Annotated in this window: 24 protein-coding genes; 14 read left to right on the plus strand and 10 right to left on the minus strand. The window is 72.5% G+C overall.

Annotation, left to right across the window (positions count from 1 at the left end):
• The first annotated feature begins 84 nt into the window (after positions 1–84).
• The 4 genes from ACFV5H_RS04110 (at position 85) to ACFV5H_RS04125 (ending at position 4,494) form a co-directional block, all read left to right on the plus strand.
• Positions 85–1,107 (plus strand): LacI family DNA-binding transcriptional regulator, encoded by a 1,023-nt coding sequence (locus tag ACFV5H_RS04110; protein WP_385049765.1) that lies wholly within the window; start codon positions 85–87, stop codon positions 1,105–1,107.
• Between the two features lie 259 nt (positions 1,108–1,366).
• A complete protein-coding gene (locus tag ACFV5H_RS04115; protein WP_385192671.1) occupies positions 1,367–2,494 on the plus strand; it encodes a cellulose binding domain-containing protein in 1,128 nt (375 codons plus the stop codon).
• Positions 2,495–2,685: 191 nt separating this feature from the next.
• Complete coding sequence (locus ACFV5H_RS04120; RefSeq protein WP_385192674.1) at positions 2,686–3,771, plus strand: lytic polysaccharide monooxygenase; 1,086 nt, start codon at positions 2,686–2,688, stop codon at positions 3,769–3,771.
• A 105-nt stretch (positions 3,772–3,876) separates the two neighbouring features.
• Positions 3,877–4,494, plus strand: a complete 618-nt coding sequence (locus ACFV5H_RS04125) for a TOPRIM nucleotidyl transferase/hydrolase domain-containing protein (RefSeq protein ID WP_385192676.1) — start codon at positions 3,877–3,879, stop codon at positions 4,492–4,494.
• Here ACFV5H_RS04125 and ACFV5H_RS04130 read toward each other — a convergent pair.
• Together ACFV5H_RS04130 and ACFV5H_RS04135 are read right to left on the minus strand one after the other, a co-directional pair.
• On the minus strand, positions 4,416–5,654 hold the full coding sequence (locus ACFV5H_RS04130) for an FAD-dependent oxidoreductase (protein ID WP_385192679.1): 1,239 nt from the start codon (positions 5,652–5,654) through the stop codon (positions 4,416–4,418). The two genes, ACFV5H_RS04125 and ACFV5H_RS04130, sit on opposite strands and share 79 nt — an antisense overlap.
• 57 nt (positions 5,655–5,711) lie before the next feature.
• Positions 5,712–5,858, minus strand: a complete 147-nt coding sequence (locus tag ACFV5H_RS04135; protein ID WP_385049751.1) for a hypothetical protein — start codon at positions 5,856–5,858, stop codon at positions 5,712–5,714.
• Positions 5,859–5,881: 23 nt separating this feature from the next.
• On the opposite strand from ACFV5H_RS04135, the gene ACFV5H_RS04140 reads away from it, so the two are divergent.
• Together ACFV5H_RS04140 and ACFV5H_RS04145 are read left to right on the plus strand one after the other, a co-directional pair.
• Positions 5,882–6,976, plus strand: a complete 1,095-nt coding sequence (locus ACFV5H_RS04140; RefSeq protein WP_385192682.1) for a family 43 glycosylhydrolase — start codon at positions 5,882–5,884, stop codon at positions 6,974–6,976.
• Positions 6,977–7,249: 273 nt separating this feature from the next.
• Positions 7,250–8,788 carry an MFS transporter gene (locus ACFV5H_RS04145; RefSeq protein ID WP_385049745.1) on the plus strand — a complete coding sequence of 513 codons (1,539 nt, stop codon included), beginning with the start codon at positions 7,250–7,252 and terminating at the stop codon, positions 8,786–8,788.
• A gap of 21 nt (positions 8,789–8,809) precedes the next feature.
• Here the strand turns inward: ACFV5H_RS04145 and ACFV5H_RS04150 are convergent, their stop codons facing one another.
• Positions 8,810–9,685, minus strand: a complete 876-nt coding sequence (locus tag ACFV5H_RS04150) for an endonuclease/exonuclease/phosphatase family protein (RefSeq protein WP_385192684.1) — start codon at positions 9,683–9,685, stop codon at positions 8,810–8,812.
• Between the two features lie 256 nt (positions 9,686–9,941).
• Here ACFV5H_RS04150 and ACFV5H_RS04155 point away from each other — a divergent pair, with 256 nt between their 5' ends.
• Positions 9,942–10,598: an alpha-galactosidase gene (locus tag ACFV5H_RS04155; protein WP_385192687.1), complete on the plus strand. Its 657-nt coding sequence runs from the start codon at positions 9,942–9,944 to the stop codon at positions 10,596–10,598.
• A 408-nt stretch (positions 10,599–11,006) separates the two neighbouring features.
• Positions 11,007–11,903, plus strand: coding sequence for an RNA polymerase sigma-70 factor (locus tag ACFV5H_RS04160; RefSeq protein ID WP_385049737.1), 897 nt, complete (start codon positions 11,007–11,009; stop codon positions 11,901–11,903).
• Between the two features lie 155 nt (positions 11,904–12,058).
• On the opposite strand, the gene ACFV5H_RS04165 is transcribed toward ACFV5H_RS04160, so the two are convergent.
• On the minus strand, positions 12,059–13,567 hold the full coding sequence (locus ACFV5H_RS04165) for a PTS transporter subunit EIIC (protein ID WP_385192689.1): 1,509 nt from the start codon (positions 13,565–13,567) through the stop codon (positions 12,059–12,061).
• Between the two features lie 262 nt (positions 13,568–13,829).
• Between ACFV5H_RS04165 and ACFV5H_RS04170 the strand changes: the two genes are divergently transcribed.
• The 5 genes from ACFV5H_RS04170 (at position 13,830) to ACFV5H_RS04190 (ending at position 18,654) form a co-directional block, all read left to right on the plus strand.
• Complete coding sequence (locus ACFV5H_RS04170) at positions 13,830–14,303, plus strand: carboxymuconolactone decarboxylase family protein (RefSeq protein ID WP_385049732.1); 474 nt, start codon at positions 13,830–13,832, stop codon at positions 14,301–14,303.
• Positions 14,304–14,520: 217 nt separating this feature from the next.
• Positions 14,521–15,723, plus strand: a complete 1,203-nt coding sequence (locus ACFV5H_RS04175; protein WP_385192692.1) for a globin domain-containing protein — start codon at positions 14,521–14,523, stop codon at positions 15,721–15,723.
• 147 nt (positions 15,724–15,870) lie between these two features.
• Positions 15,871–16,617, plus strand: a complete 747-nt coding sequence (locus tag ACFV5H_RS04180) for an SDR family oxidoreductase (protein ID WP_385192695.1) — start codon at positions 15,871–15,873, stop codon at positions 16,615–16,617.
• A gap of 100 nt (positions 16,618–16,717) precedes the next feature.
• Complete coding sequence (locus tag ACFV5H_RS04185) at positions 16,718–17,188, plus strand: hypothetical protein (RefSeq protein WP_385192698.1); 471 nt, start codon at positions 16,718–16,720, stop codon at positions 17,186–17,188.
• A gap of 263 nt (positions 17,189–17,451) precedes the next feature.
• On the plus strand, positions 17,452–18,654 hold the full coding sequence (locus ACFV5H_RS04190; protein WP_385192701.1) for a serine hydrolase domain-containing protein: 1,203 nt from the start codon (positions 17,452–17,454) through the stop codon (positions 18,652–18,654).
• Positions 18,655–18,720: 66 nt separating this feature from the next.
• On the opposite strand, the gene ACFV5H_RS04195 is transcribed toward ACFV5H_RS04190, so the two are convergent.
• The 6 genes from ACFV5H_RS04195 to ACFV5H_RS04220 form a co-directional block, all read right to left on the minus strand.
• Positions 18,721–19,194, minus strand: a complete 474-nt coding sequence (locus tag ACFV5H_RS04195) for a hemerythrin domain-containing protein (protein ID WP_385192703.1) — start codon at positions 19,192–19,194, stop codon at positions 18,721–18,723.
• A gap of 29 nt (positions 19,195–19,223) precedes the next feature.
• Complete coding sequence (locus ACFV5H_RS04200) at positions 19,224–20,471, minus strand: MFS transporter (protein ID WP_385049717.1); 1,248 nt, start codon at positions 20,469–20,471, stop codon at positions 19,224–19,226.
• A gap of 128 nt (positions 20,472–20,599) precedes the next feature.
• Positions 20,600–21,625, minus strand: a complete 1,026-nt coding sequence (locus ACFV5H_RS04205; RefSeq protein ID WP_385192705.1) for an Acg family FMN-binding oxidoreductase — start codon at positions 21,623–21,625, stop codon at positions 20,600–20,602.
• Between the two features lie 279 nt (positions 21,626–21,904).
• Positions 21,905–22,351, minus strand: a complete 447-nt coding sequence (locus ACFV5H_RS04210; RefSeq protein ID WP_385192707.1) for a hypothetical protein — start codon at positions 22,349–22,351, stop codon at positions 21,905–21,907.
• Complete coding sequence (locus tag ACFV5H_RS04215; protein ID WP_385192710.1) at positions 22,351–23,691, minus strand: multicopper oxidase domain-containing protein; 1,341 nt, start codon at positions 23,689–23,691, stop codon at positions 22,351–22,353. The genes ACFV5H_RS04210 and ACFV5H_RS04215 overlap by 1 nt, the downstream gene beginning before the upstream one ends.
• Positions 23,681–24,904 carry a TIGR04053 family radical SAM/SPASM domain-containing protein gene (locus tag ACFV5H_RS04220; protein WP_385192712.1) on the minus strand — a complete coding sequence of 408 codons (1,224 nt, stop codon included), beginning with the start codon at positions 24,902–24,904 and terminating at the stop codon, positions 23,681–23,683. Before ACFV5H_RS04220 ends, ACFV5H_RS04215 begins: the two co-directional genes overlap by 11 nt.
• Before the next feature lie 252 nt (positions 24,905–25,156).
• On the opposite strand from ACFV5H_RS04220, the gene ACFV5H_RS04225 reads away from it, so the two are divergent.
• A complete protein-coding gene (locus ACFV5H_RS04225) occupies positions 25,157–25,483 on the plus strand; it encodes a pyridoxal-phosphate dependent enzyme (RefSeq protein ID WP_385192715.1) in 327 nt (108 codons plus the stop codon).
• Positions 25,484–25,570 lie beyond the last annotated feature (87 nt).

The following is a 25,570-nucleotide window of genomic DNA, read 5'->3' on the forward strand; positions in this document are numbered from 1 at the left end:
GCCGTCCAGGTGCGGAGCATGTGCCAAGAACGGCCGTTCCGGTACCCGGTGGCCGTAAGATCTAGTGATCTCGTGGGGGTGGTCATGCGCAGGCAGCGTCCCGGTACACCGACGCTGGAGGAGGTGGCCGCGCTCGCCGGTGTGGGGCGGGGCACCGTCTCCCGTGTCATCAACGACGCGGCGGGCGTGAAGGATTCGACGCGCCGTGCCGTGCAGCGCGCCATCGCCGAGCTGGGGTACGTCCCCAATCTGGCGGCCCGTTCGCTGGCGGGCCGGCGTGCCGACGCCGTCGCGCTGGTCATGACGGAGCCGGACTGGCGGCAGTTCGGTGAGCCGTTCTTCTCGGAGATCGTCCGGTCCGTCGGCGACGCGCTGACCGACACCAAGGTGCAGCTGCTGCTCACCCTGGTCCGTACGGACGCGGAGCGGCAGCGCCTCGTGGAGTACGCGCGCGGCGGCCGGGTCGACGGCGTGATGCTGATGTCCGTGCACGCCGAGGACGCGTTGCCCGACATGCTGGCCGAAGTGGGCTTGCCCACCGTCCTGTTGGGGCGGCGCTCGGGCGAGGAGAGCGTGACCTACGTCGACGCGGACAACGCCGGCGGCGCCCGCGGCGCGGTGGCGCACCTGCTGGGTCTCGGACGCCGCTCGATCGCGACCATCACCGGGCCGCTCGACATGTACGTGGCCCAGTGCCGGCTGCGCGGTTACCACGAGGCGCTGGAGCGGGCGGGCGCCGAGAGCAGGGCGGCCTGGACCGTCGAGGGGGACTTCTCGGCGGACAGCGGGCGCCGGGCGATGGCCGGACTCATCGAGCGTGCCCCGGAGATCGACGGTGTGTTCGCCGCGTCGGACACCATGGCCGCGGGCGCGCTCGACGCCCTGCGCGCGGCAGGACGCCGGGTGCCGGAGGACGTCGCGGTGATCGGGTTCGACGACTTCCCGCTCGCCCAGCACACCGATCCGAAGCTGACGACGGTGCGCCAGCCGCTGGAGGAGATCGGCCGGACGATGGTGCGGCTGCTCCTGGAGGAGATGGAGGAGCCGGAGGTGGCCTGGCGGCACGTCATCCTCCGTACGGAACTGGTGCTGCGCGGCTCCGCCTGACCCGCCTTCCCCGACCGTCTCATGGACCACGGCGTCATCGAATGTTTCGGGAGCGCTCCCGGGGCGGACGGCCCTTGTCGATCACCTCTCCGACCTGCGCCTTCGAATTTAATTCGACAGTTTCCCGCGCACAACCTTGTCAGGGACATGGGTAGCTCCTACAGTCCCGTTCCGAAACACAAATGGGAGCGCTCCCATCAATGGGGAGAGGGGAGCGCTCCCTCCGGTCGCCCCCGCACCCTCTTGGAGAGGCCCCCGCATGCGACGGTTACCGCACCAAACCCGGGTCCTGCGCGGCCTGTTCGCGACGCTCCTCACCGCTCTCGCCGTGGTCGCGGCGCTGGTGACCGGGACGGCGCCGGCCCAGGCCGACACCACGATCTGCGAACCGTACGGATCGGCCGTCGTCCAGGGACGCTACGTCGTCCAGAACAACCGCTGGGGCAGCAGCGCCACCCAGTGCGTCACCGCCACGGACACCGGCTTCCGCGTCACCCGGGCCGACGGCTCGGCACCGACCAACGGCGCCCCGAAGTCGTACCCGTCGGTCTTCAACGGCTGCCACTACACCAACTGCTCGCCGGGAACCGCCCTCCCCGCGCGGATCAGCGGAATCTCCAGTGCGCCCAGCAGCATCTCGTACGGCTATGTCAGCGACGCCGTGTACAACGCCTCGTACGACATCTGGCTGGACCCGACGCCCCGGACCGACGGCGTGAACCGGACCGAGATCATGATCTGGCTGAACAAGGTGGGCCCGATCCAGCCGATCGGCTCCCAGGCCGGCACGGCCACCGTGGCCGGGCGCACCTGGCAGGTGTGGTCGGGCGGGAACGGCTCCAACGACGTGCTGTCGTTCGTCGCGCCGTCGGCGATCAGCAGCTGGAGCTTCGACGTGATGGACTTCGTCGAGGAGACCGTCGCGCGCGGAATGGCGCGGAACGACTGGTACCTGACGAGCGTCCAGGCCGGTTTCGAGCCCTGGCAGAACGGCGCCGGACTCTCGGTGAACTCCTTCTCCTCCACCGTCGACACCGGCGGCGGTGAGCCGGGGGGACCCGGTGACCCGGCGGCGTGCACGGTGTCGTACGCCACGAACGTCTGGCCGGGCGGCTTCACCGCCGACGTCACCGTGAGGAACGCCGGTTCGTCCGCCGTCGAGGGGTGGAAGCTCGCCTTCACCCTGCCCTCCGGACAGCGCGTCACCAACGCCTGGAACGCGTCCGTCAGTCCCTCCTCGGGCGCGGTCACGGCGAGCGGGCTCGGCGGCAACGCGCGGATCGCGCCCGGCGGAAGCCAGAACTTCGGCTTCCAGGGAACCTACAGCGGCACCTTCGCCCGGCCGAACGGATTCAGCCTGAACGGCACCGCCTGCACGGCCACTTGACCCGACCGGCGGGCCGCGCACCCGCCGTGTCCCCGGCCCGGGGCCCGCTCTTCCTTCCTGCGCCGACAGGGCGGGCCCCGGGTCCCGTCCCCCGAACCCCCCGCCCGTCCGGTCGACGCCCCTCCCCGACGGGCGGGGCTTCCACCTCCCGCCACTCCCCGACCCATCCACTACCGGCACAGGAGATCCCCATGGCCTTACGACGGAGACTCGTCTCCTTGGCAGCGGTACTGGCCACCCTCCTCGGAGGGCTCGGCCTGAGCTTCCTCTGGCAGGACGACGCGCAGGCGCACGGTGTGGCGATGATGCCCGGATCGCGCACCTACCTCTGCCAGCTGGACGCCCTCACCGGCACCGGCGGACTGGACCCGACCAACCCGGCGTGCCAGGACGCGCTGGACCGGAGCGGATCGACGGCGCTGTACAACTGGTTCGCCGTCCTCGACTCCAACGCGGGCGGGCGGGGCGCCGGCTATGTGCCGGACGGCACGCTCTGCAGCGCCGGTGACCGCTCCCCGTACGACTTCTCCGCCTACAACGCGGCCCGCGCCGACTGGCCCCGGACACATCTGACGTCCGGAGCGACGGTCAAGGTGCAGTACAGCAACTGGGCCGCCCACCCCGGTGACTTCCGGGTCTACCTCACCAAGCCCGGCTGGTCGCCCACGTCCCGGCTCGGCTGGAACGACCTGGAGCTCGTCCAGACCGTCACCAACCCGCCCCAGCAGGGCTCGGCCGGCGCCAACGGCGGCCACTACTACTGGGACCTGAAGCTGCCCTCCGGGCGCTCCGGCAACGCGCTGATCTTCATGCAGTGGGTGCGTTCGGACAGCCAGGAGAACTTCTTCTCCTGCTCCGACGTCGTCTTCGACGGCGGCAACGGCGAGGTGACCGGCATCGGCGACTCCGGCGGCACACCGGACCCGGACCCGACGGACCCGGACCCGACGGATCCCCCGACGCACACCGGTTCCTGCATGGCCGTCTACAACGTGGTGAACTCCTGGAGCGGCGGCTTCCAGGGCTCCGTCGAGGTGATGAACCACGGGACGTCACCGCTCAACGGCTGGGCCGTGCAGTGGAAGCCCGGCGTCGGGACCACGATCGGCAGTGCGTGGAACGGCTCCCTGACCAAGGGCTCCGACGGCACGGTGACGGTGCGGAACGTCGATCACAACCGTGTGGTCAACCCCGACGGGAGCGTGACGTTCGGCTTCACCGCCACGTCGTCGGGCAATGACTTCCCGGTGGGCACGATCGGCTGCGTGGCACCGTAGTCCGCCTCGGCAGGCGGCACCGGCGCCCGCCGGTGCCGCCTGTCCCGCGGGCCGCCGGCGGAAATCCCCTACCGGTGGCGCCCGGAAAGGGCCCAGACTCGTCCCATGGCTGACATGGAGTTGTTCCGGGACGCGGTCACCGCGTGGGCAGCCGGTGGTCCCGGCGGCCCCGCGCGCGAACTGGCGGCGCGGCTCGACGTCCGGGCGGCGGTCCTGCTGGAAGGGCTGAGCGACGCCGCGGCGGTCGACGCGCTGGCCGCGGGCCGCGGCCGGAACCTGGCGGCCGAGGGAATCTGCGTCCTGCCGATGGGAGGCGCGATGAACATCGGGCGCTTCGCCCGCCTGCTCGGGCCACCCGGCCTGGACCTGCGCCTCACGGGGCTGTGCGACGAGGGCGAACGCGGTTACTACGCCCGCGGGTTGGAGCGGGCCGGTGTCGCACGGCAGGAGTTCTTCGTCTGCGCCGCGGACCTGGAGGACGAACTCATCCGCGCGCTGGGAGTGACGCGGGTGGAGGAACTGGTCCGGGCGGAGGGCGATCTGCGCCCCCTGCGGACCTTCCTGAGCCAGCCCGCCCAGCGGGAACGCACCGCACAGCAGCAGTTGCGGCGCTTCCTCGGCACGAAGAAGGGCCGCAAGATCCACTACGGCCGCGTCCTCGTCGAGGCCCTCCACCCCGAGCGCGTACCCGCCCCGCTCGACGACCTGCTCACCGGCCTCTGACCGGTGGGCGACGGGTCGGGGAAGGACCGGTCGCCGAAGAGGACACGGCCGGCCGCGGCCCGGCCGAACGGTGTGCGCAGCAGGGCGAACGCCGCTGTGGACGCGGCCGGTGTCCGTATGTGCGCCAGGCCCTTGCGCAGGGTGAGCCGGCCCCGGAACTGCGCGCGCAGGGCGGCTCCGCTGTAGTGGGTCAGCGCCTCCGGCCGCCCCGACCGCAGGGCGTCGTCGAGGACGGAGGCGGCCAGCTCCGACAGTCGCAGGCACGGGTCCAGGCCCCCGGCGGTGAGGGGTGAGACCGCGCCCGCCGCGTCGCCCACCAGGAGTCCCTCGGTACAGGCGATGCGGCGCAGCACCCCGCCGACGGGGATCGGGCCCCCGCGCCGCTCCACCGACTCGGGCCGGTCCACGCCGGCCAGCCCGGGGGCCGAGGCGCTGAACCGCTCCATGGTCCGGCGCAGGCCCTGGGGGAAACGGTCGGCGTAGCCCGCGACCCCGACATGGGCGTGCCGCCCGTCGTTGACCGTCCAGGCCAGGTACCCGGGGGCGAGCGAGGGGTCGAGGACGCAGTGGAAGGTCGGGGGTTCACCGTTCGCGGGCACCTCGAAGACTTCCTCGGCACCGACCAGCAGCCGGCGGTTGCGGTCGAGGCCGAGGTCGCGGGCGACGCTCGAACGCGCTCCGTCGGCGCCGACGACGAAGCGTGCCCGGACCGCGGTCGGCCCGTCGCGGCCCACCAGGCGGAAGGTGCCGTCCCGCCGGCCGGCGTAGCGGGTGCCCAGCGCCAGCCGCACGCCGGCGTCGACCGCGGCGGCGGCCGCCGTCTCGTACAGCGGCGCCATGTCGCCCACCCGGAACTCGTCACGGTCGCTGACCAGGCTGACGGGGCGGCGCAGGCCGGGGGGATAGAGCACCACCCGCCGGATCGGCGGCCCGAGGTGTTCGTCGGGCAGCGGAAAGTCGTCGAGTGTCTTCCGTACGAAGATTCCCGTGGTGCGGATCGCGCCGGCGAGACCGGTCCGCCGCTCGGCCAGGAGCACGTCGTGGCCCTGCCGGGCGAGCAGTGTGGCGACGTGAAGGCCGGCCAGTCCGGCACCGACCACCAGCACATCCGTTTCGACCGTGTCTCCGGGACGGTGGAGGTCGGGGGCTGCTGTGGGCATGGCTGTGCTCCTTCAGACCGTCGAAGACGGACGCTTCGATCGAATCACGATGGGAAACTATCGAGATTCGATAGATGCGGCAAGCCCGCGGATACGGCCCGGGCTCGCGTCACACTCACCGCGCAGGCCCTGGCCACGCTCGACGAACTCTTTGGCGGGCCGGCCGTCGAGGCCGACCACGCGTTCACCGATCACCAGCGCCACGGCATCCACCGCGACGACGCGCTATGCCTCGTCCCCGCACCGAAGCGCGCCTGCGGCACCACCTCACCTACGTCAACTGCTTCGTCGTCGACGGCCGCCCGGTCTACGTCGCCACGGGCACCACCCGGGTACCCGGGCTGAACGCGGCCGGCCCGTGGAACGACGGCATCTTCGTGTGGGTGGCGCACTCGCTCGAGGGGCCGTGGAGACTGGCCGACACCACCGGCGTACGGCCGGACGCCGAGAAGGGCAAGGTGTGGTCGCCGGAGTTCGCCGGGGAGAACCGGCCCGGCCGCACGGTCGTCGCACCCTGGCAGGAGTACTGGCACGACGACCGCTTCGGCAAGCGCGGCAACGCGTGGGCCCCGGAGGTGCACCACTTCCAGGGCCGCTGGTACATCGTCGCGTGCATGGGCGACCACTCCCGCAAGGTGGGCTCGTTCATGCTGGTGAGCGAGGGCGGCGTCGAAGGTCCGTACCGGCTGGTCGAGGGGAACCTGGAGAAGCCGTTCGGCGAATCGTTCATCGGAGGACCGAGCTTCATCGAGCCCGGCGCCTACCACCACATCGACGGCGGCCTCCACAGCGAGGGCGACGACGCGTGGCTCGTGCTGCACAACGACCTCTACGCCAAGTTCCGGGACGACATGGAGGGCATCGTCACGACGACGGGCCTCCCGAGGTGCCAGCAGACGCCCTACTCCCCCGAGCCGTACCTCGAGGGCGCGTACGTGTTCAAGTACAAGGGCAAGTACTACCTGGTCCACGCCGCGTGGGACCGCACGTCGGTCGATGCCTACGGAAGCACGCGCAACGCCTACGACCCGCCCGGGGCGGACCGCGTGCAGTACCAGTACGACGCCGTCGTCGCCGTCTCGGACAGCTTCGAGGGCCCGTACTCCGAGCGGTGGACCGCGGGTGTCGGCGCCGGTCACAACAACTTCTTCGAGGACCACAGGGGCGGCCTGTGGGCGACGTTCTTCCGGAACCCGGCCCAGGGCCACTGGAAGGACCCGGAGCGCGTCGCCGACGCCGCCGTGCCCGGTGTCGTACGGCTGGAGTGGACCGGCAGGAAGGACGCCCGCCTGTACGTCGAACGCCGTGATACGTGCCGATGACAGGCAGTTGACCCGGCGAGCGGCGCGGTTCGCCCTGCCCCGCCGGTGGCTCGCGGAGACCGGAGCGGCAGGCTGGAAGCCGGACCGCCGCATCGCGGGAGCCCCGCTCCGGTCCGGGCGGCCCGGGACGTCGGGGACCGCGAAATGCTCACCGCCGAGCAGCCCGGTGAAGCGGCGTTCACCCACCGCCACCGACTGCCGCGGTGATCGAGATGTAGGCGGGAGGACGTGCGCGTACGGTCGAACGGTGGACCCCCGAAAGGGTGACCCTGCATGACCAGAAGCAGTCCGCGACCGGCCTCCGCACCGCAGAACGCCGCCCAGGACACCGGCGGCGGTGGAAACGTGATGGCGCTGCTGGTCATCGCGTCGTGTCAGCTGATGGTGGTGCTGGACATCACCATCGTGAACATCGCGCTACCGCACATCCAGCGTTCCCTCGGCTTCTCCACCACCAGCCTGTCGTGGGTGGTCAACGCCTACACCCTCACCTTCGGCGGTCTGCTGCTGCTCGGCGGCCGGACCGGCGACATCCTCGGCAGACGGCGCGTCTTCGTCGTCGGCGTGCTGCTCTTCGCGCTGGCCTCGCTGCTCGGCGGGCTCGCCCAGAACTCCGGCCAACTCCTCGCCGCGCGCGCCCTCCAGGGCGTGGGAGGCGCCATCGCCTCCCCGACGGCCCTCGCCCTGATCAGTACGACCTTCCGTGAAGGGCCGGAACGCAACCGGGCCTTCGGGGTCTTCGCCGCGGTGTCGGCGGGCGGCGGCGCGATCGGGCTGCTCGCCGGGGGCATGCTCGTCGAGTGGCTGAACTGGCGGTGGGTGCTCTTCGTCAACGTCCCGATCGGGCTGCTCATCGCCCTCGCCGCACCACGCTGGATCAGGAAGTCCGAACGCCACCCGGGCCACTTCGACGTCACCGGCGCACTGACCTCCACCGTCGGCATGGTGCTGCTGGTCTACGGGTTCATCAGGGCCGCGCAGGACGGCTGGCGGGACCCGCTCACCCTGGCCTCGTTCGGCGCGGCCGTCCTCGTCCTCGCCGGGTTCGTCCTGGTCGAGAGAAGGTCGCGGCAGCCGATCACCCCGCTGCACATGTTCGCCGACCGGAACCGCGCGGGCACGTACGGCATCATGTTGTGCCTGGCCGCGGCGATGTTCGGCATGTTCTTCTTCCTGACGCTCTTCGTGCAGGATGTGCTGGGCTTCAGTCCCCTGCGGGCCGGACTCGCCTTCCTGCCGGTCAGCGCGGTCATCGCGATCGGCGCCGGACTGGCCTCGCGGTTCCTGCCCGTGTACGGCCCCAAGCCCTTCATGGTCGGGGGTGGTGTGCTCGCGGCGGCGGGCCTGGGCTGGCTGACGCTGACCGACGTCCACTCCACCTACGCGGGCAGCGTCCTCGGGCCGATGCTGGTCTTCAGCCTCGGCATGGGCATGGAGTTCGTGTCGCTGACGCTGATGGCGCTGTCGGGCGTGCCCGTGCGGGAGAGCGGCGCGGCCTCCGGCCTCCTCAACGCCACCCAGCAGGTCGGCGGTTCGCTCGGTCTGTCCATTCTGGTCACGGTGTTCGGTACGGCGAGCGGCAACGAGGCGGAGAAACAGGTTCCGCTCTTCCTGCGGCAGGCGACCCCCGCCGAGCGTCTGCGCTTCCAGCGCACCGGGGAGCTGCCGGCGCCCTGGGCCGACGAGGTCCTCACCTCCGGTGTCTCGGCGGCCTTCGTCATGGCGGCGATCTTCGCCGTGCTCGCCGCGCTGATCGCCCTGGTGGCCATCCAGGTCCGCCCCTCCGACCTGCAACGCCTCCAGGGCGGGTGAGCGGGCCCGCCGGTGACCGGTTCAGTGGCCGCGTCGGCGGACCCTCAGGTCCGTGACCACGGGCCGGTGGTCCGACGCCTCCGTCGCCACCGTACGGGCGCCGGTCACGCGGATGCCGGACGAGACGGTGATCAGGTCGATGCGCTTGACCGGGTCGATCGCCGGGTACGTTCCGCCGGCGTCGGGGGCGGCGTCCCGCAGTCGCTCCCACAGCGGCGCCAACTCGGGGGCCGTCGCCTCGGCGTTGAAGTCGCCGACCAGGACCTTCGGTCCGCGGTCGGCGGCCAGCACGCCGAGCATGTCCGCCACCTGGGCCTCGCGGACCGACGGGTCGGCCCGGTGGTCCAGGTGCGTGGTGTAGACGTGCACGTGGGTGCCCCGCACATCGACCACCACCTCGGCGAAGCCGGGCGCCGGGGCCGGTACCGGATCGGGTGTCTGGGTGGAGAGCCGGGTGATCTCGTGGTTCTCGGCGGCGAGCACCGGGTGGCGGCTCAGCACTGCGACGCCGAACCGCCGCCGCTCTCCGTCCCGGTCGGCCGGGTCCAGGTCGTAGATCGGTGCGAAGAACACCCGCATGTCCAGCTTCTCGGCCAGTGCGCGTGCCTCGTCGGCGAAGTCGCTCCGGGCACCCCAGTGGACGTCGACCTCCTGGAGGCCGATCACGTCGGCGCGCAGGTCGCGCAGGGCCGCCGCGGTGCGGTCCAGGTCGAAGACCTGGTCCTGGCCGGCCCCGGCGTGAATGTTGTACGTCGCCACCCGCAGCGGCACCGCGGGAGCGTGTGCTCCGGGAGCACCGGCGGCCGTGGCCGGTGCGGCCATGGCCGGCAGGACGGCGGCGAACGCGGTGGCGAGTACGGCGGTGGCGCGGACAGGACGTCGGGATCTGGGCTTCACACCTTCTCCAGGTCAGGTAGGGACAGGACCGGCACAGTGCGTTCCGTGGGGACTTCCGTCCGCCGTCGCAGCACCGTACCGCCCGGTCGGGGCCTGTCAGGATCTCCCCGGGCACCGCCGTGGAACACCCGCCCGTACACGTCTGCGTGAGGACGCCCCGTCATGACCCGACCGGCACGACCGATCCCCGCACGTCACCTGCGGCCGCCGATGGGCTGGAACAGCTGGGACTGCTACGGCACCCCCGGGGACCCGGGTGTCCCTCGCCCGGCTGGACCACCTGCGGGACAACGCCACGATGTGGCGGGTCTGCGACGACCTGTGGGACCGCTGGGAGGACGTCGAGGCCCGGTTCGCCCGCGTGGCCCGGTGGGCACCACGGCAGGGCGAACGGGGGTGGGCGGACGCCGACATGCTGTCCCTGGGCCGTATCGGCATCCGCGCCGAACGGGGTGAGGACCGGCTGTGCCGGCTCACCCGGGCGGAGCAGATCAGCCTGCTGACGCTGTGGCTGGTCTCCCGGTCACCGCTGATGATGGGCGGCGACCTGCCCACCGGCCCGCGGGAGACGGTCGAACTGCTCACCAACAACGAGGCGTCGGAGGTCCTTTTCCACAGCCGGAACAGCCGGGACAACCGCGAGGCCCTGCGGGAGGACGACCTCGTCCTGTGGACAGCCCGGGACACCGACGGACACACCCGCTACGCCGCCGTGTTCTCCCTGGCCGACGCTCCCCGCCGGTTCGCCGTCCCGCTCGGCTCCGTCGGCGCCCGCCCGGACGACCACGCGCGGGAACTGTGGACCCGTACCGACACCCCGCACGACGGCCGTCACCCGCACGTCGGCCTGCCGGCCCACGGCGCGGCCCTGTACCGGATCGGCGAGGCCCGGCCGGGCTCGTCGCGCGGATGAGCGCGAGCACCGTGCCGGTGGTGCGGTCGGGGCGGACGGCCGGGTCGAGCCGGTGCGGGCGGCCCGCGAGTTCGCCGGCGGCGCGCAGACGGCCGCGGCCTCGCGCCGGGTGTCCCGGGAACGGGGTCCGGCACCCGCCGCGAAGGCGCAGCTCCGGTGGAGACGTTGTCGAGGCGGACCGCTGCGCGGTCGCGCCGTCGCGGGCGCCCGGTCCGGGGTGCCGGGCGCCGCTCCGGAACGGGGCGGGTCACGGTGACGGGTCCGTTTCCGTCCCGGGTCGGCGTGCACGCCGCGGAGTGACACGGTGTGTCGTCCCGGGTCCATGACGGTGTGCGGGCTCCCTCGTCCCGGACGCACGCCGCCGAACCGGCTTGTAGCATGATTCCGCAGGAGCCGGAAGGGACCACCATGCGCACCGGGGACGACACCGATTCCCTCGAGCGGGCCACGAGGGATTTCGTCGCGGCACGTCCGCGGCTGTTCGGGATCGCGTACCGCGTGCTCGGCAGTTCCGCGGAGGCCGAGGACGTCCTCCAGGAGACCTGGCTGCGGTGGCAGAACACCGACCGCAGCGACATCCACGAGCCGGCGGCCTTCCTGACCACGATCACCACGCGTCTGGCCATCAACGTCGCGCAGTCCGCGCGGGTGCGGCGGGAGTCCTACGTCGGGCCGTGGCTCCCCGAACCGGTCGGCACCGGTCAGGACCCGCAGCTGGGCGCGGAGCGCGCCGAGGCGCTGGAACTGGCGGTTCTCCTCCTGCTCGAGAAGCTGAACCCGCTGGAGCGGGGCGCCTATGTGCTGCGGGAAGCCTTCGACTACCCCTACAAGCAGGTCGCGGACATCCTGGAGACCAGTGAAGCCAACACACGGCAACTGGTGAGCCGTGCGCGCAAGCACCTCGCCGCCGAGCGCAGGGAACCCGTCAGCCCCGCCGAGCACCGGCGCCTGCTGGAGGTGTTCCTCGCCGCCGCGCAGAAGGGCGATCTGGCGGTACTGGAGAAGGTCCTCGCCGCCGACGTCGTCAGCTACGCGGACGGCGGGGGCATCCGGGGCGCGTCGAAGATCCCGGTCGTGGGACGTGACCACGTCTCCAAGTACCTCACCGCCTTCGCGCCGCGGTTCTGGCCGCCGGCGCGGACCCGGTGGGTCGAGGCCAACGGACGGCCGGCCGTGCTCGTCTCCGTCGGCGGGAACGCCGTGGCCCTGCTGTCCGTCGACGTGTCGGCGGACGGGATCGACCGGATCATGTGGGTGATGAACCCGGACAAGCTGTCTGCCTATGTGGCGTCCCTGAGCGGCTGAACCGCCTCCGGACGCGGGTCCCGGGCTCTTCGGGACCTGCCCGTGCCGGACCGGCCGGGCCTCCGTGTCCGAAGCGCGTCCGCGCCGGCTGCGTCGTACGGAATCCCCCGTCGTACCGGCCCCGGCGGGACGGCGTCCGGGGACCGGGGACCGGGTCAGACCCTTTCGGCGGCCCGTTCCGCGGGGGCGGGCCGGTCCTCCGCCGGAGAGGCGGGCGGCTTGTCGAGTTCCGTGAGCATGGTCTTCGTGAAGCCGAAGCAGTAGGTGGCGAGGAAGCCCGTGGCGTAACCGACGATCAGACCGGCGGCGTAGACGGCGACTGTCCGCCCCAGGCCGTGGTTGCCGTCGAGGAGGGGGAACAGTGCCCACCCGGAGGGGCCGATCGCGGTCGAACCGACGTCCGTGCCCAGCTGGTTGAAGAGGCCGACGAACGCGCCGCCGAAGGCTCCGCCCGCGCAGGCGGTGATGAACGGACGCCCCAGGGGGAGGGACACGCCGTAGATGAGGGGCTCTCCGACGCCGAGGAAGCCGGGCCAGAGCGCGGACTTGACGGTCGTCCGGATCGAGGTGTTGTGCGGCAGCCGGCAGTGGACCGCGATCGCCGCACCGACCTGTCCCGCGCCCGCCATCGCGAGGATCGGCAGCAGGACGGTGAAGCCGGCGCCCTCGATGAGGGTCGTGTGGACGGGGATCAGGGCCTGGTGCAGGCCCAGCATGACCAGTGGCAGGAAGAGGCCCCCGAGGAGGAACCCGGCGCCCGCGCCACCGTGGGACAGCAGCCGGTCGGCGGCGTCGCCGATCCAGGTGGACACCTCGCCGGCGAGGAACATCAGTCCGAACAGGGTCGCCAGTCCGGCCACGAGCACGGTGACGGTGGGCGTCACCAGGACGTCGACAGCCTCGGGCACCCGGCGCCGGCACCACTTCTCCACGTGCACGCCGAGCCACGCGGCACCCAGGGCACCGAGTACGCCGCCCTGTCCCGGTGAGAGGTGCCGGCCGAACGCCTCGACGTCCGCCACTCCCGCGTAGACGATGACCGACGCGACGGCACCGCCCAGGATCGGCGTACCGCCGAACTCCTTGGCCGTGTTGTGGCCGACGAAGACGGCGATCAGGGCCATGAACCCGGACGCCATGGCGGTCAGGGCCGGGGTGATTCCCGGCAGCCAGTGCAGGTTGACCAGCAGGCCGTTCAGGCCGGCGATGATGCCGCAGCCGATAAGCGCGGGAATCAGCGGCACGAAGATGTTCGCGATGCGGCGCAGGAACAGCTTGATCGGCGTGGCGTTCCTCGCCTTCCGTTCCGCCCTGAGCGCCGCTCCCCGCTCGGCGAGCGCCTCGGCCGTCACGGGGTCGCCCCCGCGCTCCGGGGTGGGGGACGCCGTCGCGGCCTCGGCCTTCTCCGCCTCGACGAGGGCCTCGAACTCCGGGGTGACACGCGCCACCGCTCCCGGCCCCAGCACGATCTGGTAGGTGTCGTCCTCGACGACGCCCATGACCGCGGGAAGGGCCTTGAGCCGCTCGTCCCGTACGAGGGACCGGTCGTGCAGTCCCAGCCTGAGACGGGTCATGCAGTGGGCCACCGACGTCACGTTCTCCGCGCCTCCGACCAGGGGGAGGATGGCGGCAGCGGTGGCGTGATGCTTGTTCTCTTCGCTCATGGTGCGGTCATGCCTTGCTGTGAGGGGAGCGGCGCGTCTTCGAAATTTTCCTTCTTGTGATCAGCTCGAAGCTGAAAGATATTTTCAGCACCCCGGAGCGTCAAGCGTCCGAAAGCGGCAGGCCGGCCGACACCGTCCGCCACCGTGTCGACCGGACCAGCGAACGCCGGAGCGGTGACGCACGTCACATCGGATTGCTGTCACGAGGAGCCACACCCTCCCGGTCATCCGGGTGTAACCGCACTACGGAGGATGGATCCCCATGGACGCTCGCATCGACCTCTTCGGCAACGCGCTCGCCGGCAAGGTGCTCAGACACATCAACTCGGCGAACAAGGTGGTGCACGACTCGACGCTGCCGGTCGCGACCCAGGAACTGGTGAAGATCCGCGCCAGCCAGATCAACGGCTGCGGCTTCTGCACCGACATGCACACCAAGGACGCCACCGCTGCGGGCGAGACCCAGCAGCGCCTCAACCTGGTGGCCACGTGGCGTGAGGCCAAGGTCTTCACCGAGGCCGAGCGCGCCGCCCTGGAGCTGGCCGAGCAGGGCACCCGCATCGCGGACGCCGCCGGCGGTGTCACGGACGAGGCCTGGGCGAACGCCGCGAAGTACTTCGACGAGGACGAACTCGCCGCGCTGATCTCACTGATCGCGATCATCAACGCCTACAACCGCATCAACGTCATCAACCAGCAGCCCGCCGGCGACTACCAGCCCGGCCAGTTCGGCTGAGGCACCCACCCCGGCACCGGCGGACGAGGCCGGGGACCGACACGGGCAGCACGTCGTACGCCCTCGACGTGCTGCCCGCCCCGCTGCCCATCGGCGGCGCGTGCGAGGGAGTCGCACAGATCACACTCTCTTAAATAGGAATCTGAGATGCCAATTAACTAGCATGCTGCTGCGCGCGATCCACGAAGCACGTCAGTGCCGATTAAGGAGCCAGAGGATGCTCTCCACCCAGTCGATCCCCGTCGTCCGGGCCACGCTGCCCGCCGTCGGGGCCTCCCTCGGCAGCATCACCGAACTGTTCTACCGCCGGATGTTCGAGGAGCGCCCGGATCTGCTGCGCAGCCTGTTCAACCGTGCGAACCAGGCCAACGGCGCCCAGCGCGAGGCCCTCGCCGGCGCCGTCGCGGCCTTCGCCACCACGCTGGTGGAGCGGCCCGGTGAGCGTCCCGACGCCGTCCTCGGACGCATCGCCCACAAGCACGCCTCCCTGGGCATCACCGCCGACCAGTACACGCTCGTGGGCCGGCACCTGATGGGGGCCGTCGGTGAGGTCCTCGGGGACGCCGTGACCCCCGAGGTGGGAGCCGCCTGGGACGAGGTGTACTGGCTCATGGCCAACGCGCTGATCGCCATGGAGGCGCGGCTGTACGCCGGGGCGGGGGTCGAGAACGGGGCCGTCTGGCGGGACATGGAGATCGCCGACCGCGTCGAGGAGTCGGTCGACGCGGCCTCCTTCGAACTGCGCCGCCCCGACGGCGGTCCCACCGAGCCGTTCACGCCCGGCCGGTACGTCAGCGTCCAGGTCGAGCTCCCCGACGGGGCGAAGCAGATACGCCAGTACAGCCTCTCCTCCGCTCCGGGCCGCAAGACCTGGCGGATCACCGTGAAGCGGGAGCGCTCCGCCGACGGCCGGGCGCCCGAGGGAGAGGTGTCGTCCTGGCTCCACGCGCACGCCCGTCCGGGTGACCTCCTCAAGGTCTCCCTGCCCTTCGGCGACCTGGTGCTCCCCGAGGGCGACAGCCCGCTGCTGCTCGCCTCCGCCGGCATCGGTGTCACGCCCATGCTGTCGATGCTGGACCACCTGGTCGACACCGCGTCCGAGCGTCACGTCACCGTCCTGCACGCCGACCGCTCCCCCGCCCACCACGCGCACCGTCCGGAGGTGGAGGAACTCGTCGGCCGGCTCCCGAACGCCACGCTGCACGTGTGGTACGAGACGCCCGACGAGTCGGTGGCCCCCCACGCCCACGAGGGCCGGGCCGACGTGAGCCGGCTGACGCTGCCCGAGGGTGTCAGCGCGTTCCTGTGCGGTCCGCTGCCCTTCATGCAGGGCGTCCGCGGTGACCTCCTCACCCAGGGGGTCGGCCCGAAGGACATCCACTACGAGGTGTTCGGCCCCGACCTCTGGCTCAGCAAGTAGGACCGGACAGGAGGCGGACCGTCACCCGGACGGTCCGCCGTTCGGCGTCACGTGCGCGCGCTCCGTCTTGCCGACCGCAACAGTGGCACTAACATGTTGCCGGACAAGCCGTGAACACCATGTCGCTCCTTCCTGGAAGGGCACGCCATGAACATCGCAGTCTTCGGCGGTACCGGACTGATCGGGTCGAAGGTCGTCGAGAAGCTGAACGCCGCCGGTCACGAAGCGGTGCCGCACTCGCTCTCGACCGGGGTGGACGTGCTCACCGGTGAGGGGCTGGAGAAGGCCGTCGCGGGCGCCGACGTGATCGTCGACCTGACGAACTCCCCCACCTTCGACGAGGCCTCACCCGCTTTCTTCCGGACCTCGACGGAGAAGCTGCTGGCCGCCGCGGAGAAGGCCGGAGCGCGTCACTTCGTCATCCTCTCCATCGTCGGTGTGGACCAGGTGCCGGAGCTGGACTACTACCGGGCGAAGGCCCTCCAGGAGGAACTCCTGGCCGCCGGGCCGGTCCCGTACTCCATCGTGCGTGCCACCCAGTTCATGGAGTTCGTGGACGCGGTCCTGTCCTGGACCACCGAAGGGGACACCGTTCGTCTGCCCGGCACCCCGGTCCAGGTCATCGCCGCCGAGGACGTGGCCGACGCGGTCGCCTCGGTGGCCGCGGGCGCTCCGCTGGGGGGAATCCGCAACATCGCGGGCCCCGAGGTCCTTCCCCTCGACGAACTGGGCCGGGTCACCCTGGAGGCCCGTGGCGACACCCGTCACACGGTTGTCAGGGACGACGACGCCGGCATGTTCGGTGTCGTCCGCGGGGACGTCCTCACCGGCAAGGACGACGCCCGTATCGCCCCCACCCGTTATGCCGACTGGATGGCCGCCCACACACGCTGACATGGTCCCCGGTGCCCGCAGCCGCTCCCGTCCGTGCCGCAACGGTGCCGATGCCGTCGGCGATAAGATGTGGTGGGAAGGCCGAGGACGAGGGGGACACATGGTCTCTGGAGCCCGCGCGGAGCACAACATCGAGGTCACCGCTGAAAGCCTCCAGGAGGACCTGGACCGCCTGCAGACGCAGAAGCAGGCCCTGGAGCGGGAACTGGCCGCCGTCGTGGCCCACCTGGACTCCGTTCAGCGGGCTCTCGGCGCCCTCCGGGTCCTGATGCGCGACCCCGCCCCGGCCGGCGCGGCCGAGCCGCAGCAGGCGCCGGCGCTCCGGGCGGACGCACCCGCCGACGCGGGCACGGACGGGCAGAAGAAGTACGGCCGGCTCACCGAGCAGATCCTCGACTACCTCGCCGCGGTGGGGGACGTCGACGTACGGGCCCGCGAGGTGGCGGCGGCCCTCGGCCGTGACACCGACAGCGGGAGCATCAACGCGGTCCGCAGCACCCTCGACCGCCTCGTCGGCACCTCCCGCATCCGGCGCAGCGGCCGGGGCCTGTACCGCGCCAAGCGCTCCTGATCCTCCCGCGGTTGCGGGTCCGCCCGGCACGAAAGGGAGTGGGCCCGCAACATCCCCGGCATCACAGTGTTCTGAGCACTCAGTGTCATGGATGTGGTGACCGGGTTCCTGATGCCCGGCGGGCGGCCGATGGTGCACTACGATGCCCCAGGTGCCGCCCCGGCCGCCGGTGACTTCTCCGACTTCCCTGCGAGCAACGGAAGTTGGGCCGATCCGGAGGGCGTGGGCGCCCTCCGGTTCCCCCACCATCAGGAAAGACGCGGATGCGGATCAAAGATGTGAGCCTGGTGCTCGCCGGCTCCACCCTGCTCGTCACCCTGGGGGCCGCTCCGGCCCTCGCGGACGGTTCCTCCCTGCCCGCCCCCGACCTCACCGCCGTGCGCACGGTGCACGACACGGCTCTCTCCCAGGGCGCTCCCGGAGCGCTCACCCGGATCGACGAGGGCTTCACCACCTACCGCGTCGCCACCGGGGAGGCCGACACCGGCGCCCACACGGCGATGGACACCGGCCGCCGGTTCCGCGTGGGCAGCGTCAGCAAGACCTTCACCGCGGTGGTACTGCTGCAACTCGCCGCCGAGGGACGCGTCGACCTCGACGCCCCGGCCAACCGCTACCTGCCCGAACCGCTGCCCGACGACCGCATCACCGTGCGGCACCTGCTCAGCCACCGCAGCGGCCTGTACGACTACACCAACGACATGTTCTACGACACCGTCCCGGGTTTCGAGGCGGTCCGGAACAAGGTCTTCACCTACCAGGAGCTCATCGGCCTGTCGACCGCGCGCCCCCTGAACAACACGCCGGGCGCCGCCTACAGCTACTCCAACACCAACTTCGTCGTGCTGGGGCAGATGATCGAACACCTCACCGGCACCCCGGTCGCCACCCAGTACAAGCAGCGCATCTTCGCTCCCCTGCGGCTGCGGAACACCTCGTACGTCCATCCGCGCACGACCCTCTCCGGCTCCTACGCCCGCGGTTACCTCCGCCCGGACGACACCACGCTGCCGCTGGTCGACTCCACCGAACAGACCGTCTCCTGGGCCCAGTCCGCGGGCGCGGTCGTCTCCGACGGCAAGGACCTCAACCGCTTCTTCTCCGCGCTGCTGTCCGGCAGGCTCCTGCCCGCCGAGCAGCTGGAGGAGATGACCACCATGGTCCCGGTGACCGCGGACGGGAAGCAGTCCTACGGGCTGGGCCTCAGGGCCCGCACCCTCTCCTGCGGCACCACCGTCTACGGCCACACCGGCACCGTCCAGGGCTACTACACCTACGCCTTCACCACCGGCGACGGCACCCGCAGCATGACCTCCCTGGCGAACACCTCCAACAACGGGACCGTGAACGCCACGCTCGGCGCCACGCTGGACGCCTCGTTCTGCGGCTCCGGTACGGCCGCCAAGCCCACCGCACCGGCCCGCGGTTACACCGAGGACATCGCTCCCCAGGTCGCCCGCGACTGATCCGGCAGGCCACCACACGCCTGTGCCCCGGCCGGACGGGTGTCCGGCCGGGACACGGGAGGGGTCTCAGCCCGCCGCCTGCTCCATGCGCGTGCCGACCCGGGCGCGCACCGCCTCGATCTCCTCCCACTGCTCGGTCGACAGGGTCGCCAGGGCGGCCGGGAAGACACCGTCCTGCTCCTTGAGGATGTGCTCGCGCAGCAGGTCGAGCGCCCGGATCAGCCGGTCCGGCCAGGCGGCGTCCCGCGGTGTGCCGTTCGCGGCCTCCCCCAGCACGGCCTCGATGCGGCGGTGTTCCGCCTCGAGCGCGGCCATCTGCCCGGGGAAGTCGTCGGCGAGGGCGGGGAACAGCCCGTGCTCCTCGACCTGGGTGTGGGGCTCCAGTACGGCACCGATCCGCCGGGCCAGCCGGGCCGTCAGGTCGATGTCACCCGCCCGGTGGGCGTCCCGGACGTGGCTGATCAGGTCCACCACCGCGTCGTGCTCGCGGGTGAGGTCGTCGATCGCGGTCAGGGACTGGCAGCCGCAGTACTCGCACATGGTGGGGGCTCCTCGAAGGATGGTGACGGTCAGTTCGAGTGGACGGCGTGGCCCCGTCGGGTGGCCCCGCGGCGTACCCCGGTCGCGGTGTAGGCCAGGGCCGCCGCGGACACCAGGGCCAGCAGCACCAGACCCAGGGCGTAGGAGCCGTACGCGCCGTGCAGGGCGCCCATGACCAGCGGCGGCAGGAAACCGCCGAGGCCGCCGGCCGCACCCACGACGCCGGTGACCGAGCCGACCTTGTTCGCCGGGGCCAGCAGCGCCACGAGGGCGAAGACGGCGCCGCTTCCGGCGCCCAGCGCCGCGGCCATGGCCAGGAAGGCGATGGTGCCGACGGGGGCCAGGGAGGGGGTGAAGGACTGGGCGAGCGCGCCGGCGACCACCAGGGCCAGTGAGCCGGTGAGCACCCGTACCGGACCGACGCGGTCCGACAGCCAGCCGCCGATCGGCCGCATGGCCACGGCCAGCAGCACGAATCCCGCCATCCGGTTGGCCGCGTCGGCCTGGGTGAGACCGTAGCCGGTCTTCAGGTAGGTCGGCAGGTAGACCGAGAAGGCGACGTAGCCGCCGAAGGCCACCGCGTACAGGGCGGACGCCTGCCAGGTGACGCCCAGCTTGAAGGTCGCGGTCAGCCGGCGGGCCAGCGGCTCGGTCGGCACGGTGCGTCCGGGGGCGTCGCGCAGCAGCAGGGCGGCGACCACCGCGTACACGGCGAGCGCCGCGGAGGTGATCAGGAAGGGGTTGGCCATCCCGTGGGCGTCGACCAGCTTGACCGTGGTGAGGGCGCTGATCGCGGTGCCGCCCATGCCGGCGCCGAAGACGCCGATGGCCAGGCCCCGGCGCTCGGGCGGGAACCAGGCGCTGACGAACGGCACACCGACGGCGAAGGAGGTGCCGCCGATACCGAGGAAGAAACCACCGATCAGCAGCGCGGCGAGCGAGGAGTGCCCGGCCAGTCCCAGGTAGAGCACGGGCACGATGGTGGCCACCGAGACCAGCGGGAACATCACCCGTCCGCCGAACCGGTCGGTGAGCGCGCCGACCGGGATGCGGCCCAGGGAGCCGACCACGACGGGGACCGCCACCAGCAGCGACTGCTGGAACGACGACAGGTCCAAGGAGTCCTGCAGCCGGGGGGCGAGGGGGCTGAGCAGTGCCCAGGCCCAGAAGTTGAGGGCGAACCCGGCCGTGGCCAGGGCCAGCATCAGCCAGGCCCGGCCGGTCACGGCGGCACCGGGTTCCGGTGCCCGATTCGACTTGCTCGACGGCTGGAGCATGCCGTCCGTCCTCCCTGTTCGCGGTGCGGCCCGGATCAGTCGGCGCCGCGGGTCCCGGACTGTGTCCCGGTGTCCCACCCTCACTATCGGCGGCGGAGGGCGGTGAACGGGTGGGCCGTCGGTCCTCGTCACCGGGGCCCGTCGGTCCCCGGATCGGGGTCCGAAAGGCGGGCGGCACCGGCCGTTCGGCCGTCCGGACGGGCCGCGGCGCGCGGGGTGCCCTGCGCCTCGGGGCCGTAGCCGAAGCGGATCAGCACCTGCGGGCGGCACCACCGGGTGCCGGGGACCCGCATCGCCTCGCGCAGGTCCGGCCACTCCATGGCCTGGTGGAGCAGTGAGGTCCGTACCCCGTGCGCGGTGGCCACCAGCAGCGCGCGTTCCAGGGCCTGACCGGCCGCGAGCCAGTCCCGCGGCCGGTCGCCGACGGTCCACAGCAGGGCGACCTGGGCGTGCCGCTCGAAACGCATCCGTGACCGCCCCGGCACGGGCACCCAGCCGGTGAAGTCCCGCATCGGCATGCGTCCCGCGGCGTCCAGCGGGCGGGCGGCGGTGAGCGGTATGCCGTACGGGCCCGCCCCGGGCGGGGCGACCCAGGCCCGGCTCTCGGCGGTACGGGCCTCGTCCGTGGCGTTGCGCAGCTCGGCCGCCGACGTCACCCGCAGCAGGCGGCGGGTCTGGAGGATGTCCGGGACGTACAGGTGGGCGCCCTCGGCCCGCGCGGCGGCGGTCATGTCGGCGACGACCGGTTCGGGTACCGGGCGGCCGGTGAACGGCATCCGGCTGGAGTGGCGCCGTGCCACGGCCGGGTACAGGGCGCGGTGGGCCGGCGGGGGGTCCGCGGTGACGGTCAGCTGCACGGCGGCCAGCAGTTCCGGATCGCGGGGGTCCGGCAGTAGGTGCGGTACGGGCTCCCAGCCCAGGTGGGCGGCGGCGACCCGCAGGTTGAGGACGGCCGAGCCGGCGGACAGGTGCAGGGCGCGTCCGTGCGGGTCGGCCAGCGCCAGGGCCCGGCTGCGGTCGGCGTGGACCGTGACCGCCCGGGTGCCCAGGTCGAAGCCGAAGCGCCAGGGCTGGGTGTTGTGGATCGAAGGCGCCGCCACCGCCGCGGCCAGCAGCGTCTCCAGGGCGGTGGCGTCCATCTCCTTGGTCTGCACAGTGGCTCCTCGCTGTCCGGGGAACCTCCGGTGTGGAGGAGTACGGCCCGTACTCCTCCACCCTGCGCCGCTGCCGGGGGCGGTGCGATGGGCCGGGCGGCCCCTCGCCCCGCGCCGAGGGGCCCCGGGGTCCCCGGCGCGGGGCGCCCGGACGGGTCCGGCGGCGCCCTGAAGGGGCGCGGGACCGTACCGGCGTGCGGCTGCCGCCGCGTGGGCACGACCGGCCACGACGGCGCCGCGGACGACCGACGGCACATCGCCGTACCGCCGGCGGAGCGTTCAGGTGGCCGGCAGGGCGGTGGCGAGGAGGACGACGCCCAGGGAGCCGACGAGGGAGACGACCGCGAGGGCGCGGGCCAGGTCGGCGCGGTGTCTCGCGTGCGCGATGCCGTGGCCGGCCGCGGCGGCCGTCACCAGGACGAACAGGGCGAGTTTGGCGGCCAGGGTGCGACCGTAGCCGGGTTCGGCGAGGGAGGCCCAGGTGACGCCCCTGTGCCAGGCCATGGCGATGCCCGTGCCGAGCTGCACCGGCAGGAACAGGGCACCGGTGAGCATCCCGAACCGGCGTCCCGCCTCGGCGGTGAAGCGGTCCTTGGCGTCGGGGGCGAGCAGGCGCCTGGCGAGCGGCAGGACGACCAGGGACAGGGCGAGCTGTCCACCGACCCACAGCGCGGCGCCCGCCACGTGCGCGAAGCGCACCAGGGACCAGGGTCCTACGGTGTCCACTACCGGCTCACCTCCACGGTGCCGTGCGCCCCGGCCTCGGCGTGCCGCATGTCGTGGTCGACGAAGGAGTAGTGCCCGGCCCCGGGGAACGTGGTCTCGACGAAGCCGCCCTGACCCGGGGCCAGGTCCAGCACCTGCGCCCCGCCGGGCCGGTCCGGTGTCAGCAGGTGGGCGCCTTCCTTGTACACCGTGTCGAAGACGGTTCCGACGATGTGGAAGGCCACCGGGTCGGCCGGCCCGGCGTCGACCACCCAGAACCGGGCCCGTTCCCCGGCCCTCACGGTCAGGGGCCGCTTCGCGTACTGGGCGGCGACGCCGTTGAAGACCCAGGCGTCGGGGGTGCCCTCGCGCATCCTGGTCACCTGGGCGGTGCTGCCGGGGGTGCCGAGGTAGAGCTCGGAGGAGACCAGGAGGTACTCGTGGTCCACCTCCTCCAGGCCGGGCGGGTCGATGACGACGGCGCCGTACATGCCGTTGCCGATGTGCTGGAGCATGGGGGCGGTGCCGCAGTGGTACAGCCAGGCCCCGGCCTTCTCCGCGCGGAAGCGGTGGACGAGGCGTTCGCCGGGTCCAAGGGTGCGCATGGGCCGGTCGGGGGCGAGGGATCCGGCGTGGAAGTCGATGCCGTGGCCCATGGTTTCGTCGTCGTTGACCAGGGTGATCTCGAAGACGTCGCCGACCTTGCCGCGCAGGGTGGGGCCGGGCGCGGTGCCGCCGAAGGTCCACATCTGCTGTTCGACGCCGGGGGCGACCTCGGCCGTGGTGCGGGTGGCGCGCAGTTCCAGCTTGTGGATCCGTCCCTCCGGTGCGGGGGCGAGGTCGGCCGTGCGCGGCCGCCAGTCCCGGGAGAAGTCCGCGCCGAGGTCGAGGCCCGTGCCGTCGGAGGAGTGTCCGCCGTGGCCGTCGTGGCTCTCGGCGGCGGCCGTCTCGCGGACGACGATGTCCAGGGTCATGCCGGCCGCGCGGTGCCCCGGCAGGGTGCACCAGGCCTCGCGGTCCTCGGTGACCGGCCCGAGGTCGAGGGTGCGGCTCTGCCCCTGGGCGAGCAGCGGGGTGGCGGGGCCGTTCTCGACCTTGAGGTCGTGGCGCAGCTCGTCGGTGCTGGTGACCTTCAGGCGCAGGACGGTCCCTTCGGTGACGTCGATGCGGGCGGGGCGCACGCGCATGCCGTCCAGGGTGACCTCGACGGTGCGGGTGACGGCGGTGCCGCTCGCGGTGTCCGGCCCGTCCGTGTCCCCGCCGCTGTTGGCGGCGAGCACGGCCAGCGCGGTCAGGGCCGCTCCGGCCGCGGTGCCCAGCAGGGCGGGCCGCCGGGAGGGGCCGTCATGGTCACCGCTCACGCCGCTCCTCGGTGACCGGGAGTGTGCCGAGAAGGGCCGCCGCCAGATCGGGCCGGCGGGTGAAGGACCCCGGCCGGTAGCCGCACCAGGGCTCCTCGGCGTACGGGTCGCCGGTGACGCCGTACGCGCGGGACCGCGAGCCTCCGCAGACCCGGCGGAACTCGCACTTCCCGCACCGTCCGCCCAGCCGGTCGGGGTCCCGCAGGCCGGTGAACAGCTCCGAGGAGCGGTAGATCTCGGTCAGGGGGCGGGTGCGCACGCTGCCGGCGCCCAGGGGGAGGAATCCGCTGGGGTGCACGGTGCCGGTGTGGGACACGAAGACGAAGCCGCGGGCGGCGTTGACGTCCAGCGGCGGGCGCCGGGCCCGCCGTCCCCCGGCGTCCAGGCCGAGCCGGGCGGAGCGTTCCCGCAACTCCCGGTAGAGCGGGCCGAGTCCCAGCACCTCCGCATGGTCGTCGCCGGCCCGGGCGAGGATCTCGCGCTGGATCGCCACCCGGCGGAAGTGGTGGGCCTCGGTGGTCTTGGCGGGCACGGTGAGGCCGACGTCGTACACGAAGTTGAGTACGTCCTCGGTCTCGGCGGGGGTGAGTTCGCCGAGCTGCCGGCCGCGTCCGGTGGGCACCAGGAAGAAGGCGCTCCACAGCATCGCCCCGTGGTCGCGGACGAGACGGACGACGTCCGGCAGGTCGTACAGGTTGTGCCGGGCGACGGTGGTGTTGATCTGCACCTTCATGCCCATGGCGCGGGCGGCGTCCCACGCGTCGAGCGTCCAGCCGTACACGCCGGGCACCCCGCGGAAGCCGTCGTGCAGTTCGGCGGTGGAGCCGTCCAGGCTGAGGGAGAGTCCGACGGCGCCGGCCTCGTGCACCTCCCGCAGCCGCTCGGGGGTGAGCGTCGGGGTGCCGGACGGCGACACGGCGACGCGGACGCCGGCCTCCTTGCCGTGGGCGATCAGCTCGTTGAGGTCGGGGCGCTGGAACGGGTCGCCGCCGGTGATCACGAACAGCGGGGCGGGCTGCCCGAACGCGGCGACCTGGGCCAGGAGGTCCTTGGCCGCGGCCGTGTCCAGCTCGCGCGGATCGCGGTCCGGTACGGCCTCGGCCCGGCAGTGCAGACAGGCCAGCGGGCAGGCGCGGGTGGATTCCCAGATGACGATGAACGGCCGGTCGGTGACGTCCTGGTGCTGCCGGCGGATCGCGCGGGCGCCGCTCATCGGGTTCCCCGCGCCCAGGTCGTGGTCCGTGTTCGTCCGGCCGCCCGGGAGTCGTGGCAGACGACGGGCCGGGCGGCCGGACTGTGACCGGTCCGTGCCGCACGCAGCACCCGCGACGGGAAATTGCGGGGGACACATCCGCACGGATGCTGGTGGCGGTGGTGCACGGGATACCTCCGGATCGGTCGGCACCAGCCTCGTGCACCGGGCCGGGCCGGCACCCCGGCCGACCGGTCCCGACCGGGTGGGCCGATGGTCCCTCTCCGCGGCGACCGCGCCGCCCGAACGGCCCGGCGACCGTCCGGCCCGCACCGCGTCCAGGGGCTCGGCGCCGGCTTCGTCCCCGACGCCCTGGACACCGCAGTCCACGACGAGGTGTGCCGCGTCTCCCTGCCCCGGGCCCAGGAGGCGGCCCGCGGGCCGGCCCGCCACGAGGGCGTCCTCGTCGGTGTCTCGGGCGGCGCCGCCCTGCACGCCGCCACCACCGTCGCCCGGTACCCGCGGCACCGGGGCGCACTGGTCGTGGTCGTGCTGCCCGACACCGGGGAGCGGTATCCGAGCACGGACCTGTACGCCTGACCCGGTCCGCCGGGGCCCTGGGTCCCGGCGGAGGGCCGGGGACCGGGCCGGTAGGACGCGGGACCGGGGCCGTTCGGCCCAAGGCCG

The sequence above is a fragment of the Streptomyces sp. NPDC059787 genome (assembly GCF_042732315.1).
Classification (GTDB): Bacteria; Actinomycetota; Actinomycetes; order Streptomycetales; family Streptomycetaceae; genus Streptomyces; species Streptomyces atrovirens.